At 60.0% G+C, this 16,106-nt stretch carries 14 protein-coding genes; 6 read left to right on the plus strand and 8 right to left on the minus strand.

Translation table 11 applies throughout. The features are described from left to right. Positions 1-2: 2 nt before the first annotated feature. Genes rodA through ACR0IK_RS13405 form a run of 5 tightly spaced genes read right to left on the minus strand, consistent with a single transcriptional unit; the run spans position 3 to position 5,621 of the window. Positions 3-1,142: a rod shape-determining protein RodA gene (gene rodA, locus ACR0IK_RS13385; RefSeq protein WP_480592936.1), complete on the minus strand. Its 1,140-nt coding sequence runs from the start codon at positions 1,140-1,142 to the stop codon at positions 3-5. Continuing rightward, positions 1,139-3,088 (minus strand): penicillin-binding protein 2, encoded by a 1,950-nt coding sequence (mrdA, locus tag ACR0IK_RS13390; RefSeq protein WP_480641834.1) that lies wholly within the window; start codon positions 3,086-3,088, stop codon positions 1,139-1,141. The genes rodA and mrdA overlap by 4 nt, the downstream gene beginning before the upstream one ends. Beyond that, positions 3,085-3,621: a rod shape-determining protein MreD gene (locus tag ACR0IK_RS13395; RefSeq protein WP_480592941.1), complete on the minus strand. Its 537-nt coding sequence runs from the start codon at positions 3,619-3,621 to the stop codon at positions 3,085-3,087. Before ACR0IK_RS13395 ends, mrdA begins: the two co-directional genes overlap by 4 nt. Continuing rightward, complete coding sequence (gene mreC, locus ACR0IK_RS13400) at positions 3,614-4,516, minus strand: rod shape-determining protein MreC (protein ID WP_480592943.1); 903 nt, start codon at positions 4,514-4,516, stop codon at positions 3,614-3,616. Before mreC ends, ACR0IK_RS13395 begins: the two co-directional genes overlap by 8 nt. A 58-nt stretch (positions 4,517-4,574) precedes the next feature. Further along, positions 4,575-5,621: a rod shape-determining protein gene (locus ACR0IK_RS13405; protein WP_039523195.1), complete on the minus strand. Its 1,047-nt coding sequence runs from the start codon at positions 5,619-5,621 to the stop codon at positions 4,575-4,577. A 155-nt stretch (positions 5,622-5,776) separates the two neighbouring features. Here ACR0IK_RS13405 and ACR0IK_RS13410 point away from each other — a divergent pair, with 155 nt between their 5' ends. Further along, positions 5,777-6,568 carry a 23S rRNA (adenine(2030)-N(6))-methyltransferase RlmJ gene (locus tag ACR0IK_RS13410; protein WP_480641835.1) on the plus strand — a complete coding sequence of 264 codons (792 nt, stop codon included), beginning with the start codon at positions 5,777-5,779 and terminating at the stop codon, positions 6,566-6,568. 162 nt (positions 6,569-6,730) lie between these two features. Here ACR0IK_RS13410 and ACR0IK_RS13415 read toward each other — a convergent pair whose 3' ends face one another. After that, positions 6,731-8,305 carry a 2-isopropylmalate synthase gene (locus ACR0IK_RS13415; RefSeq protein WP_480596377.1) on the minus strand — a complete coding sequence of 525 codons (1,575 nt, stop codon included), beginning with the start codon at positions 8,303-8,305 and terminating at the stop codon, positions 6,731-6,733. 288 nt (positions 8,306-8,593) lie between these two features. Here ACR0IK_RS13415 and ACR0IK_RS13420 point away from each other — a divergent pair, with 288 nt between their 5' ends. Beyond that, positions 8,594-9,259, plus strand: coding sequence for an SDR family NAD(P)-dependent oxidoreductase (locus tag ACR0IK_RS13420; RefSeq protein WP_480641836.1), 666 nt, complete (start codon positions 8,594-8,596; stop codon positions 9,257-9,259). 10 nt (positions 9,260-9,269) lie between these two features. Here ACR0IK_RS13420 and ACR0IK_RS13425 read toward each other — a convergent pair whose 3' ends face one another. Continuing rightward, complete coding sequence (locus ACR0IK_RS13425; protein ID WP_480641837.1) at positions 9,270-10,718, minus strand: MORN repeat-containing protein; 1,449 nt, start codon at positions 10,716-10,718, stop codon at positions 9,270-9,272. A 145-nt stretch (positions 10,719-10,863) separates the two neighbouring features. Here ACR0IK_RS13425 and ACR0IK_RS13430 point away from each other — a divergent pair, with 145 nt between their 5' ends. The 3 genes from ACR0IK_RS13430 to ACR0IK_RS13440 all read left to right on the plus strand — a co-directional run bounded on the left by ACR0IK_RS13430 (position 10,864) and on the right by ACR0IK_RS13440 (position 14,559). Continuing rightward, positions 10,864-12,522 (plus strand): NAD+ synthase, encoded by a 1,659-nt coding sequence (locus ACR0IK_RS13430; RefSeq protein ID WP_480641838.1) that lies wholly within the window; start codon positions 10,864-10,866, stop codon positions 12,520-12,522. 314 nt (positions 12,523-12,836) lie between these two features. Next, positions 12,837-13,070: a hypothetical protein gene (locus ACR0IK_RS13435; protein WP_480596387.1), complete on the plus strand. Its 234-nt coding sequence runs from the start codon at positions 12,837-12,839 to the stop codon at positions 13,068-13,070. A gap of 160 nt (positions 13,071-13,230) precedes the next feature. Beyond that, the gene (locus ACR0IK_RS13440) at positions 13,231-14,559 is read left to right on the plus strand and encodes an NAD(P)/FAD-dependent oxidoreductase (RefSeq protein ID WP_480641839.1); all 1,329 of its coding nucleotides are present in this window, start codon (positions 13,231-13,233) and stop codon (positions 14,557-14,559) included. Between the two features lie 4 nt (positions 14,560-14,563). Here the strand turns inward: ACR0IK_RS13440 and ACR0IK_RS13445 are convergent, their stop codons facing one another. Further along, complete coding sequence (locus ACR0IK_RS13445; protein WP_480641840.1) at positions 14,564-15,496, minus strand: MBL fold metallo-hydrolase; 933 nt, start codon at positions 15,494-15,496, stop codon at positions 14,564-14,566. Positions 15,497-15,612: 116 nt separating this feature from the next. Here ACR0IK_RS13445 and ACR0IK_RS13450 point away from each other — a divergent pair, with 116 nt between their 5' ends. Beyond that, positions 15,613-16,047, plus strand: a complete 435-nt coding sequence (locus ACR0IK_RS13450) for a DUF1801 domain-containing protein (RefSeq protein ID WP_480641841.1) — start codon at positions 15,613-15,615, stop codon at positions 16,045-16,047. Positions 16,048-16,106 lie beyond the last annotated feature (59 nt).

Here is a 16,106-nt window from a genome sequence, read left to right on the forward strand (position 1 = left end):
GATCAGCGGGGGCGGTGAATATGGGCGCTTTGGACGATGCCGAAGGCGGCCATCAGAACCAGCATTGCTGAGCCGCCATAGCTGACCATCGGCAGCGGCACACCCACAACCGGGGCCAGGCCCATCACCATCGACATGTTGACGGCAAAGAACAGGAAGAAGTTCAACGCGATGCCCAGCGTCACCAGAGACGAGAACCGGTCCTTGGTTGAAAGCGCGGTAACCAGACAGAAGACCAGTATCAGGCCATAGAGGGTCAGCAGGGTGATGCCCCCGACAAAACCGAACTCCTCGGCCAAAGTAGTGAAAATGAAATCGGTGTGTTTCTCGGGCAGGAAGTTCAGACGGGATTGGGTGCCCTGCATGAACCCGCGCCCGTTCCAGCCTCCCGATCCCAGTGCGATCTTGGATTGGGTGATATGATACCCCGCCCCCAACGGATCGGTCGAGGGGTCGAGGAAGGTGTCGATCCGGCGGAACTGGTAATCTTTGAGTAGCTGCCAGTCGGTCCCTCGGCTGTTGAATACCGTGGCAATCAGGCCCACCACCGCCGCGATGACGGCTGCGAAATACGCCCAGTGTACCCCGGCCAGGAACATCAGCCCGCCGCCCGCCGCCAACAGCAGGATCGAAGTGCCAAGGTCAGGCTGGCGCAGCACCAGAAAGGTCGGGATCAGGATCAGCAGGACCGGGATGATCACCCAGACAGGCCGCGAGGTCCTGTGCGAGGGCAACCAGTCGTAATAGGCCGCCAGCAGCATCACCAGCGTCACTTTCATTAGTTCCGAGGGTTGCAGCCGCATGAATTTCAGGTCGATCCAGCGCTGGGCGCCCATGCCGACCGTACCAAACAGTTCCACATAGATAAGCAGAAGGATCGATACGATATAGGCGAGCACTGACATGTTGCGCCAGAACCAGATGGGAACCAGTGCGATGATGAACATGACGGCCAGACCCAGCCCAAAGCGTTCCATTTGCGGTTCGGCCCATGGGGTCCACGATCCACCCGCCACGGAATACAGCATCAGGAACCCGGTGCTGGCCACGCTGATCAAGAGCAGGGTCAGCGCCCAGTTCATGTACAGGAATTTGCGGAACCCCGAGGGCGTGGATTTGACGGCGTACTCAAGATAGCTCATGCGCGGTCCTTTTCGGACGGGCGCGCTTTGGGGCGACGGTCGCCTTCCAGCCGTTTTTGCTGTTCCTTGATGCCGTCCCGATCGGCGGTCGGATAAGCCTCGAGCGGGGGCGTTCCGTTGTAGAGCGCCTGCAACATGATATCGCGGGCCACCGGGGCAGCCGCTTTCGAGCCACCGCCGCCATGTTCCACCACGACGGCCACGGCGTATTTCGGATTGTCATACGGCGCAAAGCTAACGAACAGCGCGTGGTCTCGGCGTTCCCACGGCAGGTCTTCGTTGCGGATCACTCCCGCGGCACGTTCGGCTTTGGTGATGTTGCGCACCTGACTGGTGCCGGTCTTGCCCGCCATGCGGAACTCATCCGCGATGATGCGGCTGCGATAGGCAGTGCCGCGCCGGTCGTTCGAGACCGAGAACATCGCCTGACGCACTTGCTCCAGATTGTTGCGGTTCACCGCTAAAGGTTCCCCCGCGCCCGAGGGCTGTTCAATCCCGTTCACCGAGCGCACCAGCCTTGGCTTCACCGCGCGACCAGTCGCAATACGCGCCGTCATCACCGCCAGTTGCAATGGCGAGGCCAGCATGAAACCCTGACCGATCGAGGCATTCGCGGTGTCACCCACCAACCAGTCCTGCCCGTGCACACGCTGTTTCCATTCCTGGTTCGGCGCCAGCCCCGCGGCTACGGCAGACATCGGGATATCGTGCTTTACGCCCAATCCGAAGGTGCGCGCCATGTCCGAGATTCTGTCGATTCCCACCCGCAGCGCCACGTCGTAGTAATAAACATCGCAACTGCGTTTCAGCGAGGTTTCCAGGTCAACTGTTCCATGCCCTCCCCGTTTCCAGCAGTGGAAGCGGCGGCTGCCCACCTTCAGGTGGCCGGGGCAGTAAACGGTGTTCGAGGGCCCGATCACACCGGCTTCAAGCGCGGCCATGGCAGTGATCATCTTGAAGGTCGACCCCGGGGGGTAGGTACCCTGCACCGTCTTGTTCGACAGAGGGCGATAATTGTCTTGGGTCAATGCCCGGTAATCGGCGACCGAGATGCCGCGCACGAAAAGGTTCGGATCGAAACTTGGCGCCGAACTGATGGCGCGGATATCGCCGCTTTCACAGTCGATCACCACGGCAGCGGCGCTTTCACCGGCCAGCCGCGCCTGCGCGTATTGTTGCAGGTTGGCGTCCACCGAAAGTTGCAGATCCGCCCCGGCGGTACCTTCCTGACGGTCCAATTCGCGCATAACGCGACCGGTGGCGTTAACCTCGACCCGTTTGGCCCCGGCCTTGCCGCGCAGGGTGATTTCCTGTTTGGCTTCCAGCCCGACCTTGCCGATCTGGAACCGGGGAATGCGCAACACGGGTTCGGGGTCTTCGATCTGGCTCAGGTCATAGTCACTGACCGGGCCGACATAGCCGACCACATGGGCGAAATCTTCATATCGGGGATATTGCCGGGTCTGCCCGACTTCGGGGATCACGCCGGGCAGCGCAGGGGCGTTGACGGCAACCTTCGAGATATCTTCCCATGTGACCTGATCGGCCAGTGTCACCGGCAGAAACGGGGCCGAGCGGTGCATTTCGGTCTTGGCCCGGTCGATCTCGTCCTCGGTCAGGGGGATCAACTGGGACAGTTTGGCGATCACCTCGTCCACATCGCCCGCATCCTCGCGCACCATGACGATCCGGTACGATGGCGAGTTCTGGCTGATAATCTCTCCGTTCCGGTCATAGATTCGGCCTCGGGTCGGTGGGATCAGGCGGATATTGATCCGGTTTTCTTCGGCCAGCAGGCGGTATTCGTCGGCCTGATCCACCTGCATGAATCGCATCCGGGCGGCTAGCCCGCCGATAAAGACGGCTTGCAATCCACCCAAAACCAGCGCTCTGCGCGGCAGGCGTTTATAGGCAAGGCCTTGGGCTTTGGGTTTGCGTTGCTTCATGCGCGCGCTCCCAATGCGCCGGTTTCAGCCGTGGATTTTCGCCGCACACCGAATCCGTTCTGGCTGAGCAGAACGATCAGAGGATAAACTGCAATTGTCAGAACCACTTGGATCACCACCGGCCCCAATGCTGCCTGTTGCACTGACAGAATAGCAAGAATGACGCGGTTCAGCGTAAAAACAGCTGTGATTACCACGGCAACGGTTGACCATTCGCCGACAAATCCCGAGTCCCGCAAGCCAAACGCGGCCGAGTGCAGATAAGCGGCCCCCAGAACCACCAGCGCCGCCAGCAGGCCGGGCGGACGTTGCAGCAACAGATCCGCCATCAGCATCACGATTGCGACCAGCAAGATCGGCACGAATTCAGGCCGCCGAAGCACCCAGGCGAAGGTCAGGGCAATCAACAAGTCCGGAAACGGCCAGCGGTTCGGTTTTGTATCCAGAGGCAACAGGTGCAAAAACAGGATCAGCGCGGCCAGAAACAGGTACAGGACACGCTTGGACCAAAGCTGTGAAGTCTGACTATCCATCGCCAACCTCCACCGGCGGCAGAGCTGCTTCAGGCTGTGTGGGGCCAACGATGCTGCCCGGGTCCCGAATGGTAGGCGCCGATTGATATCGTAGCACCCGCAAGAATTCGAGCCGTTCGAAATCCGCCGACAGACGCACCCGCAGACGGCCTCCGGGATCGGCCGTGATCTGTCCGATTAGCAACCCGGCCGGAAACACTCCGCCATCGCCCGAGGTCACGACGCGGTCGCCAGGGCGGACCAGTTCGCGGTTTTCAAGAAACTCGACGGCGGGGGCCGGAGTATTGTCACCCGTGATCAGGGCGGTCTGGCCCGAAGGTTGAATGGTCGCCGGGATCGCGCTGGAGGCATCTGTCATCAGGATCACCCGCGCCGTGTCCGGGCCCACACCCGAGATCCGTCCGACCACGCCGATTCCGTCCATCGTGGCCCAGCCATCGGTGATGCCGTCCCGCTCGCCGACATTCAGCAGAACTGACTGCCGGAACGGAGAGCCGCTGTCGGCCATCACGACCCCGGTGATATAGGTCAAGCGCGGATCGAGCCGAACGTTGTTCAGATCCAGCAGCCGGGCGTTTTCCTGCTCAAGCTGCAGCGCGGCCTCTTTCCAGGCCCGCATCAGGCGCAACTCGCTGCGTAATTCCTGGTTCTGTTCGCTCAGGCGTTGATAGCTTTGGAAATCGCGGGCCAGGTTGACCACAGCGGTGACCGGTACCATGGCCCATTCCATCGACGGCACGACCCGGTCGACGACCTGGGCGCGGAACCGTTCCACCCGCGGGCTGTCGATACGCCAGACCAGAAAGATCCCCAGCAGGCACAGCACCACGATCCCCAACAGCAAGCGGCGCAGGGGGGTGGTGTATTCATCGCGCTGTGATCGGTCTTTTGCCACAGGACTCCTTCCCGTGCTGCTCGTGCCGAGTTTACCCTAATTGCAAAGGGTGCGCGCCTTAGCTTTCGTAGTCAATCGCGTGGCGCAGTTGTTTTTCGTATTCCAAGGCCTTGCCGGTGCCCAAAGCCACACAGTTCAGGCTTTCGTCGGCAATCGACACGGCCAGACCGGTCTGTTCGCGCAGCGCCAGATCCAGATCGCCCAGCAGCGCACCGCCGCCAGTCAGCATCACGCCCCGGTCCACGATATCCGCAGCCAGATCGGGCGGAGTGGTTTCCAGCGCGGTCATCACCGCCTCGCAAATCTGCTGGACAGGTTCAGACAGCGCCTCGGCCACCTGGGCCTGGCTGATCTCGATTTCCTTCGGCACACCGTTCAGCAGGTCGCGGCCACGGATATGCATCGACTGACCACGGCCATCGTCGGGCATACGCGCGGTGCCGATGGTGGTCTTGATGCGTTCAGCAGTCGATTCGCCCACCAGCAAGTTCTGCTGACGACGCAGGTATGAGATGATGGCCTCGTCCATCCGGTCGCCACCAACGCGGACCGAGCGGGCATATACGATGTCGCCCAGCGACAGAACCGCAACCTCGGTGGTGCCGCCGCCGATATCGACGACCATGTTCCCGGTCGGATCGGTGATTGGCATCCCTGCGCCAATGGCCGCAGCGATAGGTTCAGCAATAAGACCCGCGCGACGGGCGCCAGCGGACAGAACCGATTGACGGATCGCACGTTTCTCGACCGGGGTTGCGCCATGGGGAACGCAGACGATGATTTTGGGTTTCGAAAAGGTCGAGCGTTTATGCACCTTGCGGATGAAATGCTTGATCATCTCTTCGGCCGTGTCGAAATCGGCAATCACACCTTCACGCATTGGGCGGATCGCTTCGATCGAACCGGGGGTTCGGCCCAGCATCAGCTTGGCGTCTTCGCCAACGGCCAGAACTTTTTTCACGCCGTCCTTGACGTGGTAGGCCACCACGGATGGCTCAGACAGGATCACGCCACGCCCCTTGACATACACCAGGGTGTTTGCCGTCCCAAGGTCGATAGCCATGTCCGCTGTGAACAGGCCGCCCAGATTGCCAAAGATCCCCATGTTTCCCCTGATCCTGTATGTCGGTTTTTCTACTGCCCGCGACTCGACGGTTCCGGGACGGATGACTTATAGGGTGCCAGCACGCCCGGTAAAAGGGCTGATTCCGCGATAATCAGCACCTTTCCGCCTTATTGAGAGGGACTTTAGAAGGCAACATGCTCTCTTATCAACACATTTACCACGCTGGGAATCTGGCTGATGTGCAAAAGCACGCTTTATTGGCAATTTTGCTGGAGTATCTGACCCGTAAAGACAAACCGCTGACCTACCTGGAAACCCATTCGGGCCGGGGTTTGTACAAGCTGGATGCGGCAGAGGCGGTGCGCACGGGCGAGGCCGAGGCCGGCATCCGGCGCGTCCAGCAGGCCAAGTGGTTTGACGCGGAACATCCGCTGGAACAGGCGATCCGCGCTGTTCAGAAAAGGCATGGGGCTGAGGCCTACCCCGGATCGCCACTGATCGCCGCCAATTTGCTGAGAGATCAGGACAGCCTGCATTTTGCCGAGCTGCACCCGCAGGAACATTCCGCGCTGGCCATGGCGATGTCATCTTATGGGGCCAAGGTGTATCGGCAGGACGGGTACGAGTTGGCGCAATCCTTGCTGCCCCCGACACCACGGCGTGGAGCGATGCTGATCGACCCGAGCTACGAGGTGAAATCTGAATACGACCGTTTGCCAGGTATCATCGGCAAATTGCATCGGAAATGGAACGTGGGCGTAATCGCTCTGTGGTATCCGATTCTGGCGGATAATCGACATGGTGCAATGATTTCCGCCCTGAAATCTCAGAACTTGCCGAAAACCTTCTGCCACGAAGTCAGGTTCGACCCTGTGCGCGAGGGGCATCGCATGGTGGGGTCGGGTATGTTCATCATCAATGCGCCCTATGGGCTTGAGGATGAAATGGCTCGCCTGACGGCGCTGTTCAAAGAGTTCAAAACATAGTCTTCGAAGACGGTGAAAGGCTCCCGCCTCGCTTGCCCGCATCAAAGATGCAGCCAACCGAGTTGGGCCCGGCAGCGCGCCTGCGGCGCGCTGCCGGGCCCAAAACCCAAGAAGGTCGGCGAAGTCGGGCCGGTGCGGGTGCGGGAGCCTCTTCCCGTCGTTTTAGGTCAGGTCTTTGTAGCTGATCTCACGCGCGTCGGCACCGGGACCGGTTTTCTCGCGGCGCACCTTCAGGCGGTTCAGGGCGTGGATATATGCCTTGGCCGAGGCCACCACCGTATCGGTGTTGGCGGATTGACCGGTGGCGATCATGCCGTCTTCTTCCAGGCGCACCGAAACCGTGGCCTGCGCATCGGTGCCTTCGGTCACCGCGTGCACCTGATAGAGCTGAAGCCGGGCGGTGTTCGGATAGATCACGCGGATCGCCTTGAACGTCGCATCCACCGGCCCGTCGCCGTGTTCGGTTGCGATGACGTCCTTGCCGTCTACTTCCAGTTCGACGGTCGATTCCGCCTGACCACCGGTGCCGCAGGTGACCTTCATCGATACCAGTTGCAGGTGGTCGTTGCTTTCGTCATCGTCCAGCGACATCAACGCGATGAGGTCGTCGTCGAATACCTCTTTCTTGCGGTCGGCCAGATCCTTGAACCGAACAAAGATATCCTTGAGCTGGTTGTCCCCGACCTCGTAGCCCAGTGTCTCGAGCTTGTCGCGCAACGCCGCGCGGCCCGAGTGCTTGCCCAACGGCAAAGACGTGCCCGAAAGGCCAATATCCTCGGGGCGCATGATTTCGAAGTTTTCGCGGTTCTTCAGCATGCCGTCCTGATGGATGCCGCTTTCATGGGCAAAAGCGTTCTTGCCGACGATGGCCTTGTTGAACTGCACGTTGAAGCCCGAGACTGTCGCCACCCGGCGCGAGATATGCATGATCTTTGTCGTGTCGATGCCGGTGTTCCACGGCATGATGTCGTTGCGGGTTCGCAGAGCCATCACGACCTCTTCCAACGCTGTGTTGCCCGCACGTTCGCCCAGACCGTTGATGGTGCACTCGATCTGACGCGCACCGCCTGCGACTGCCGCCAGAGAGTTTGCGGTCGCCATACCAAGGTCATTGTGGCAGTGGGTGGCAAAAACCACCTCATCGGCACCGGGCACCGTCTCGATCAGGCGCTTGATCAAGTCCGCGCTTTCCACCGGAGCGGTATAGCCAACGGTGTCAGGAATGTTGATCGTGGTCGCACCGGCTTTGATCGCAATTTCGATTACACGGCACAGGTAATCCCATTCCGTTCGAGTCGCATCCATCGGCGACCATTGCACGTTTTCGCACAAATTGCGCGCGTGGCTGACGGTCTCGTGGATCTTCTCGGCCATCTCGTCCTGGGTCAGGTTCGGAATCGCGCGGTGCAGCGGAGAGGTGCCGATGAAGGTGTGAATCCGATTCTTCCCGGCGTGCTTCACGGCCTCCCAGCAGCGGTCGATATCGGCGAAATTGGCGCGGGCCAGACCGCAGATGCGACTGTTTTTGGATCGTTGAGCGATTTCCGAAACCGCCTTGAAGTCACCTTCCGAGGCGATGGGGAAACCGGCTTCGATGATGTCGACACCCATTTCGTCCAGCAACTCGGCAATCTCGAGCTTTTCGGCGTGGGTCATGGTGGCGCCGGGGCTCTGCTCGCCGTCGCGCAAAGTGGTATCGAAGATCAAGACGCGGTCTTGGTCGGTCACGTTGGTCATGGGATTCTCTTTCTTCTTCTGTCCTAAAGCCTATGGCGCGCGGGCGTCCTCCTCTGAGCGGGCGCGCCGGATGGCACGCTCAGAGGCGGATTAGGATCAGTAGGCCGCGCAGAGACGCACCGCGAATGGCGGTGTCGGCAACAAGGATATCTGCGCGGTTGATCATGGGAACGAGGTTATACAGAGCCGTCCCGGAATGAAAAGACCATTTTGCGACGTAACTGCAGTTGAGCGGTTTCTTTTCCGCGCCGCATTGATCCGCGCAGACAGGCGGCTAGGTGGTTCGCCATGGAAAAAGCACTGATCATTGGCGCATCAGGAGACATCGGACAGGCAGTCTGTCAGCGCCTGAGCGGGCAGGGGGTGGCTGTGAAGGGCTTGTCACGCTCAGCCGACGGGTTTGATTTGACGAACCCTGATGGCGTGCATCGCGTGCTGGGCGCGATCCCCGGAGTGTTCGACCTGATCCTTGTTGCGTCCGGGGCATTGGAGATCAACGGCACGGCACCGGAAAAGACCGTCCGCGCTGTATCTGGGCAGGCAATGATGGATCAGTTTGCGCTGAATGCCGTGGGCCCGGCTCTGGTCCTCAGTCACGCGGCACGTCTGTTGCCCCGCGACCGCCGCGCGGTTTTTGCCGTGCTTTCGGCTCGTGTGGGTTCGATCGGGGATAACCGGCTGGGTGGTTGGATTAGCTATCGGGCGGCAAAGGCGGCGGTGAATCAGATTGTTCACACGGCAGCAATCGAACTGGCCCGCACCCACAAACAGGCGATCTGTGTCGCGCTGCATCCCGGTACTGTCAAAACGGACGTCACCCGGAAATACCTCGGCCGATATCCTGCTGTTGCCCCGGACGAGGCCGCGTCGAATTTATTGGACGTGATGGCACGATTGACCCCGACCGATACCGGCGGGTTCTTCGACTGGGCGGGAAAACCGGTGCCATGGTAGCGGTATTGCTTCAGCCGTCCGGGTTTGACGGGGGCGTCTCGGGAGCCGCTTCGGGAGCAGTATCATCAGCCGTCGCCAGTGCGCCGTTGTCCCAAACGCCGGTTTCCGTTTCGCCGTTGGCATAGCGTACGGTGCCGGCGCCATGGCGTTTCGCGTCCACGAAATTGCCCTCGTAGACATCACCGTTGGGATAGGTTGCGATCCCCTCTCCGGTAATTTTGCCTTCGGTCCATTGACCCGAATAGGTGAACCCGTTTGCCATGATGATCTCGCCCTGCCCGTGGCGTTTGCCGGTCAGAAACTCTCCGGAATAGACCGTGCCATCCGGGTAGGTGGACATGCCCTTGCCTTGCCGCAAGCCGTCCACCCAGTCTCCTTCATAGCTGGAGCCGTCGGCCATGGTCAGAATGCCTTTGCCATGGTTCTTGGCGTTTCGAAACTGGCCCCTGTAGACGGTACCGTTAGGATAGGTCGACACACCTTCGCCTTCGATTACCCCGGCGATCCAATCCCCCTCGTAGGTCGAACCGTCCGGGTAGGTGATAAGGCCCTTGCCCTCGGCCAGATCGGCCTTGAAATCCCCGACATGGACCGAGCCGTCCGGGTAGGTCAGTTCGCCCACCCCCTCAAGCAGGCCGTCGGTCCACTCACCGGTATAGAGGAACCCATCCGTGCCGGTATAGGTTCCCTGACCATGCCGCAGGTCGTTGGAATAGTCGCCTTCGTAGACATCGCCTTTGGCATAGGTCATCTTGCCCTTGCCTTGCCGTCGGCCTTCGACCAACTCGCCCTCGTAGACGTCCCCGTTGACAAAAGACATGCGCCCGGTGCCGGTGATGCGATCCTCGGCCCAATCGCCGGCATAGGTCATCCCGTCGGGCAGGGTCAGGCTGCCCTGGCCGTGGCGCTGACCGTTGCGGATGTCACCTTCGTAGATACCGCCATTGGCATAAGTCACCTTGCCTTTGCCCAGTTTGACGCCATCCACCCAATCGCCATCGTAACTGTAGCCGCCCGGGTCGCTCAGTACGCCTTTACCGTGATGCCGGGCGTTCTGGAAGCCGCCCTCATAGCGCACGCCATTGGCGTAGACGGCTACACCCGTGCCATTGATCGCACCGTTTGCCCATTCGCCCTCGTAGCTGCCACCATCAGCATAGGTGATCTTGCCACTTCCTTCGGGTTGGCCCTTGGCGAACATCCCCTCAAAGACCGAGCCGTTGACATAGCGGGCGATGCCCATTCCCTTAATTTCGCCCTCAACCCATTCGCCGCTGTATTCGAACCCGTTGGGCAGGCGGTAGGTGCCGGTGCCGTGACGCAGGCCGTTTTCAAAGGTACCCTCGTAGACGCCCCCGACCTCATCATCCGTTGTGATCACCTGACCGTTCTGTGCGGCGGCACCCGCAGCGATCAGGGCCATCGCGGATGCGGCAATAGAAATGCGGAAAGCGTTCATGATCGGTCCTGCCTGTCCGGTTTTCATCTTTTGCGCAAAACTACGGCACGCGCGGGGGCAGAGCAACGGGTTTTGCCGCATTTGCCTTTCACTCGCGCAATGATCTGCTAAATGGCAATAAGACCGACGAGGGCAAGAGGGCAGCATGGCCGACCGTTTCCGCATCACTCTGGCGCAACTCAACCCGATCGTAGGGGATATCGAAGGCAATGCCGCCAAGGCGTTAGCCGCGTGGAAGCAGGCGCGCGATGCCGGGGCCGACCTGGTGGCTTTCCCCGAAATGTTTATCACCGGCTACAACACGCAGGATCTGGTGATGAAGCCCGCCTTTCACCGGGCGGCGATGGTGGCTGTCGAAGAACTGGCCGCACAATGCGCCGACGGCCCGGCGGTGGCGATTGGCGGGCCGTGGGTTGAAGATAGCAGCCTGTTTAATGCCTATCTGATCCTCAAGGGCGGTCGGATCGGCAGCAAGGTGCTGAAGCATCATCTGCCCAATGAAACGGTGTTCGATGAGGTGCGCCTGTACGACTCTGGCCCGCTGGGCGGGCCTTACGCAGTCGGAAATACACGTATCGGTAGCCCGATCTGCGAAGATAGTTGGCACCCTGATGTGGCCGAAACGCTTGAGGAAACCGGGGCCGAGTTTTTGCTGATCCCCAACGGATCGCCCTATTTTCGCAACAAGTACGATATACGCCTGAATCATATGGTGGCCCGCGTAGTCGAGACCGGTCTGCCGGTGATCTACCTCAACATGGTGGGCGGGCAGGACGATCAGGTTTTTGACGGGGCCACTTTCGGCCTGAACCCAGGTGGAGAACTGGCGTTCCGGATGCCGGTTTTCGATGAGACCGTGACCCATATCGACTTGGAGCGCGGCGATGATGGCTGGCGCATCGTACCGGCCGAGATCGTGCCGCAGCCCGATGAATGGGAGCAGGACTATCGCGCCATGGTGCAGTCCCTGCGCGACTACATGGGCAAGACCGGGTTCAAAAAGGTTCTGCTGGGTCTGTCGGGCGGCGTCGATTCCGCTCTGGTCGCTTCTATTGCCGTGGATGCTATCGGGGCCGAGAATGTTCGCTGCGTGATGCTGCCTTCGGAATATACCAGTCAGGCTTCATTGGACGATGCCGAGGCCGTGGCCAAAGCACTTGGCGTGCACTACGACTACGTGCCGATCTCGGACAGTCGGGCGGCAGTGACAGATACTCTGGCCCCGCTGTTTGCCGGTCATGATGAAGATTTGACAGAAGAAAACATCCAATCCCGCCTGCGCGGTTTGTTGCTGATGGCGATCTCGAACAAATTTGGCGAGATGTTGCTGACCACCGGCAACAAATCCGAGGTCGCGGTGGGCTATGCCACGATCTACGGCGACATGAACGGTGGCTACAACCCGATCAAGGACCTGTACAAAACGCGTGTGTTCGAGACCTGCCGCTGGCGCAACACCAATCACCGCGACTGGATGATGGGCCCGGCGGGCGAGGTGATCCGCCCCTCGGTCATTGACAAACCCCCCAGCGCCGAACTGCGCGAAGATCAAAAGGACAGCGACAGCCTGCCCGATTACCCGATTCTGGATGCGATTCTGGATATTCTGGTCGATCAGGAGGGCTCGATCGCTGATTGCGTGGCCGCCGGTTTCAACGAGGTAGACGCGCGGCGGGTTGAGCACCTGATTTATATCAGCGAATACAAGCGCTTTCAGTCCGCCCCCGGAACGCGCCTGACCAGCCGGGCATTCTGGTTGGATCGCCGTTACCCGATTGTGAACCGCTGGCGGGATCGGGACTGAGCCGAAGGGGAATCGTGAAGCTGGGTCAAAACGGCGTTTCGATATCAGACCCATTACGCCAGGTTGTTTTGTTATTGTTTCCGAATAGTAGATAACTCTCTGATTTTTCAAGCTCTCAGGGAACTGACTGCTTGAAACTGAGACATTTTTTTGCCACATTTTGGCTTAATTGATGCCCCACATGGGGCGGTGTGACCTCAATTCGATGTATGGAACTGTGGCGCACGCGTGTTGAATGTCTGGGTTAACGATTTGGTGCTATTATGTATAAGGGATATGACAAGCCGCTTCACCCGCCGTTAAGGTATAAGTCGATGGAATCCGAAGCACGGGTTCTGGACGAGGCCAAGCTGGACTCGGCGATTGCTGATCTTCTTCGCGAAGAAGAAAGCGAAGACCCCGAGCCCGTAGTGGGAGCGACTAAACTCAACGCGATCTTCCCGGTCCTGCCCGAACAGGCGGAAATAGACGAAGAAGTGGAACCTCGCGATTCTGGCCTTGCGGCAACCTTGCGTCAGAAATGGGCTGAACTGAGCGGCGCAGCGTAAACTCCAAGCGATTTGAAACAGGACGGTGCGAGCTTTCTCGCGCCTGTTGGCGTGTTCGCCACAGCTGTCAAAAAACATAGGTCCCGCAGCAGAAGACATGTTGCCTGAGCGCCTGCATCACGCCTTCATTGCGACCCGAGCCATGAAGTAAGAGCGGTTGATGCCCGGCCCCAAACCAACCCCCGTTGAACCCGATCTGCACCTGCCCAAAACCGTGGATGTCGTTGTCATTGGCGGCGGCATTATCGGAGCATCGACTGCGCTGGAGTTGGCTGAACGAGGCGCCTCGGTACTGTTGTGCGAAAAGGGGCAGATTGCGGGCGAGCAAAGCTCTCGCAATTGGGGATGGGTCCGTCTGGGGTTGCGCGACCCGCGGGAGATTCCGTTGATGATCGAATCGCTGCATCTATGGCAAGGGCTGGATCAGCGCATCGGGCGGGAAACCGGCTATACCCGCGCGGGCATTCTGTTTGGTGCTTCGGGCAAACGCGACAGCGGCAATCTGGAACGGTGGCTGCGTCACGTGGACGGGCTGCAAACCGGCGCGCGGCTGGTTTCGGGGGCCGAGTTGCACGCCCTGCTGCCGGGCAATCAGACTTCCTACGATTGCGCCCTTTACATGCCACAGGACGGCCGGGCCGAACCACAACAGGCTGCACCAGCAATTGCCGAGGCAGCGCGGGATCGCGGCGCTGTTCTGACGACCAATTGTGCCGTCCGCAGCGTCGATGCCGGGAGTGGTCGTATCACCGGAGTATTCACCGAGCGTGGCCGCGTGGCCTGTGACTTCGTGGTTCTGGCCGGTGGTGCCTGGTCGCGTCTGTTTGCGGGGAATGCGGGGATTGAACTACCGCAATTGAAGGTTTTGAATACGGTCCTGCGGACCTCTCCAGCTGATGGACCGGAAGCGGCGCTTTGGTCCGATGATTTTGCCATGCGTAAACGGTCAGACGGGGGTTATTCCATCGCCTCGGGCCATGAAAACACGGTGGACATTGTACCTGACAGTTTTCGGCTGGCGCGGCAGTTCTTACCCGCATTCGCACAGGAATGGAGATCGCTGCGGTTTCGACTGTCAAAGCGCTGGAGCATCGAAGCAAGCCAGGACCAGACCTGGCTACCCACGGATGTCACCCCGTTCGAACATTGCCGCGTGCTGGATCCCGAACCTTCGCCCAAAACGCTGCGACAGGCTTGGGCAGCGGCGCGCAGAGGTTTCCCGATGCTGGAACAGGCCGAGCTTGTACAAAGCTGGGCGGGCCTTATTGATGTTACGCCGGACGCGGTGCCGGTGATCTCGGGGGTTGATCAGATGCCGGGAATGTTCATCGCAACCGGGTTTTCGGGCCATGGGTTTGGCATCGGCCCGGCAGCAGGCCGCCTGATGGCCGATCTGGTCGCCGAAACGACGCCATGCGTCGATCCGGCCGCCTTCCGCCTCTCCCGCTTTTCAGATGGCTCAAAGGTGCGACCGGATCCTGGGTACTGAGGGCCTAGCCCATCATCTGGTAGCTGACCGGCACAAAGCGGAACCCGTCACCTCGGCTTTCGACGAACCCGGCTGCAGGGAAGGGCATGTGATAGCCGATCATCGGTACCTTGTCGGCGGCCAGCATTCCCAGCACATTGCGCCGCGAGGCGGTAGCGGCAGCCTTGTCCATGTCAAAGCGCACTTCCCATTCCGGGTGGGCAAAGGACCAGACATAGTGGTTCGCCAGATCAGCGGTCAGCACCAACCGCTGACCGTTGTTTTCCAGATGATAGACCGTGTGACCGGGTGTGTGCCCATAGGCGGCGACGGCAGTGATGCCCGACGCAACTTCGCCGCCGTCTTCGACAAAGGTCATTTTCTCGGCCAGCGGTGTCACCTTGGCGGCCACCAGATCACCGACCCGGTTTCCGGCCTCTTGTGCGGCCCAGAAATCATACTCGGGCGACGCGGTGACATAACGCGCGTTCGGGAAGGTCGGCGCATCATCTGTGGTCATGCCACCGATATGGTCGGGGTGCATGTGGGTGATGACAACAACGTCGATCTGATCCGGAGTGACACCCGCATCCGCCAGTGCAGCCTGAATGCCACCTTGGCCCAAACCGGTATCGAACAGCACCAGCTCGGACCCGGTATTGACCAGCGTCGGCGTGAAGAAGAATTGCGCTACATCCGGGGAGATGAAATTTTCGGCCGAGACTTTGGCGAAATCCTCATCTGAAGCACCGCCGCCGAAAATCTCTTGGGCGCCATCACGCGGCAGGCTTCCATCCAGCAGCGTGGTGACGGTGAAATCGCCCAGTGTAAAGGACTTGGCAATGGATGAATTGGCCTTGGTCTCGCTCCCGGCGGCCAAAAGCGGGGCCGCGGCTGTGGCAAATGGCAAAGCGGCCGCAGAACCCAAAGCGGCGCGGCGTGTGAGTTTAATGGTCATTGTGGTTCTCCCTGTCAGAACACCTGTAGGTGAGTTAGGTCGGCGCGAGTCTCTTGCCAGTTTATACCCCGGAGATATGGGCTGCGTGGATGAACAATGCGTGTTAAATTTTGTTTATGCCGCGATCTGAGAATAAGACCGTTCCAACCGACCAGAGTGTCGAGAGCTTTCTATCCAGGGTGCAACCTTCCGGCAGGGCCGAAAGTGGGAAGGTTCTGGACGGGCTTTTCCGCAAGACGACCGGGTTCGAGCCCGTCTTGTGGGGGCCCTCGATTGTGGGCTATGGCCGCTATCACTATCGCTATAAATCCGGGCGCGAGGGCGACTTCCTTGCCACCGGCTTTTCCCCGCGCAAGTCCGCGCTGTCAATTTACATCATGCCCGGCTATGCGGATTTCGGGGACATCCTGTCCCGTCTGGGTAAGCACAAGCTGGGTAAATCTTGTCTATACGTGAACAAGCTGGCGGATATCGATCTGGATGTCCTGGCCGAGCTGATCCGTGCCGGGCTTGAGGACTTGGAGCGGCACTGGCCGGTGGAGCCGACCTGAACGCCCTTGCTGGACAATTGGCCCATCCTGTGACATGAGCCGCGCCAACAGGAGAACTC

The organism is Ruegeria sp. BF7, assembly GCF_056538605.1.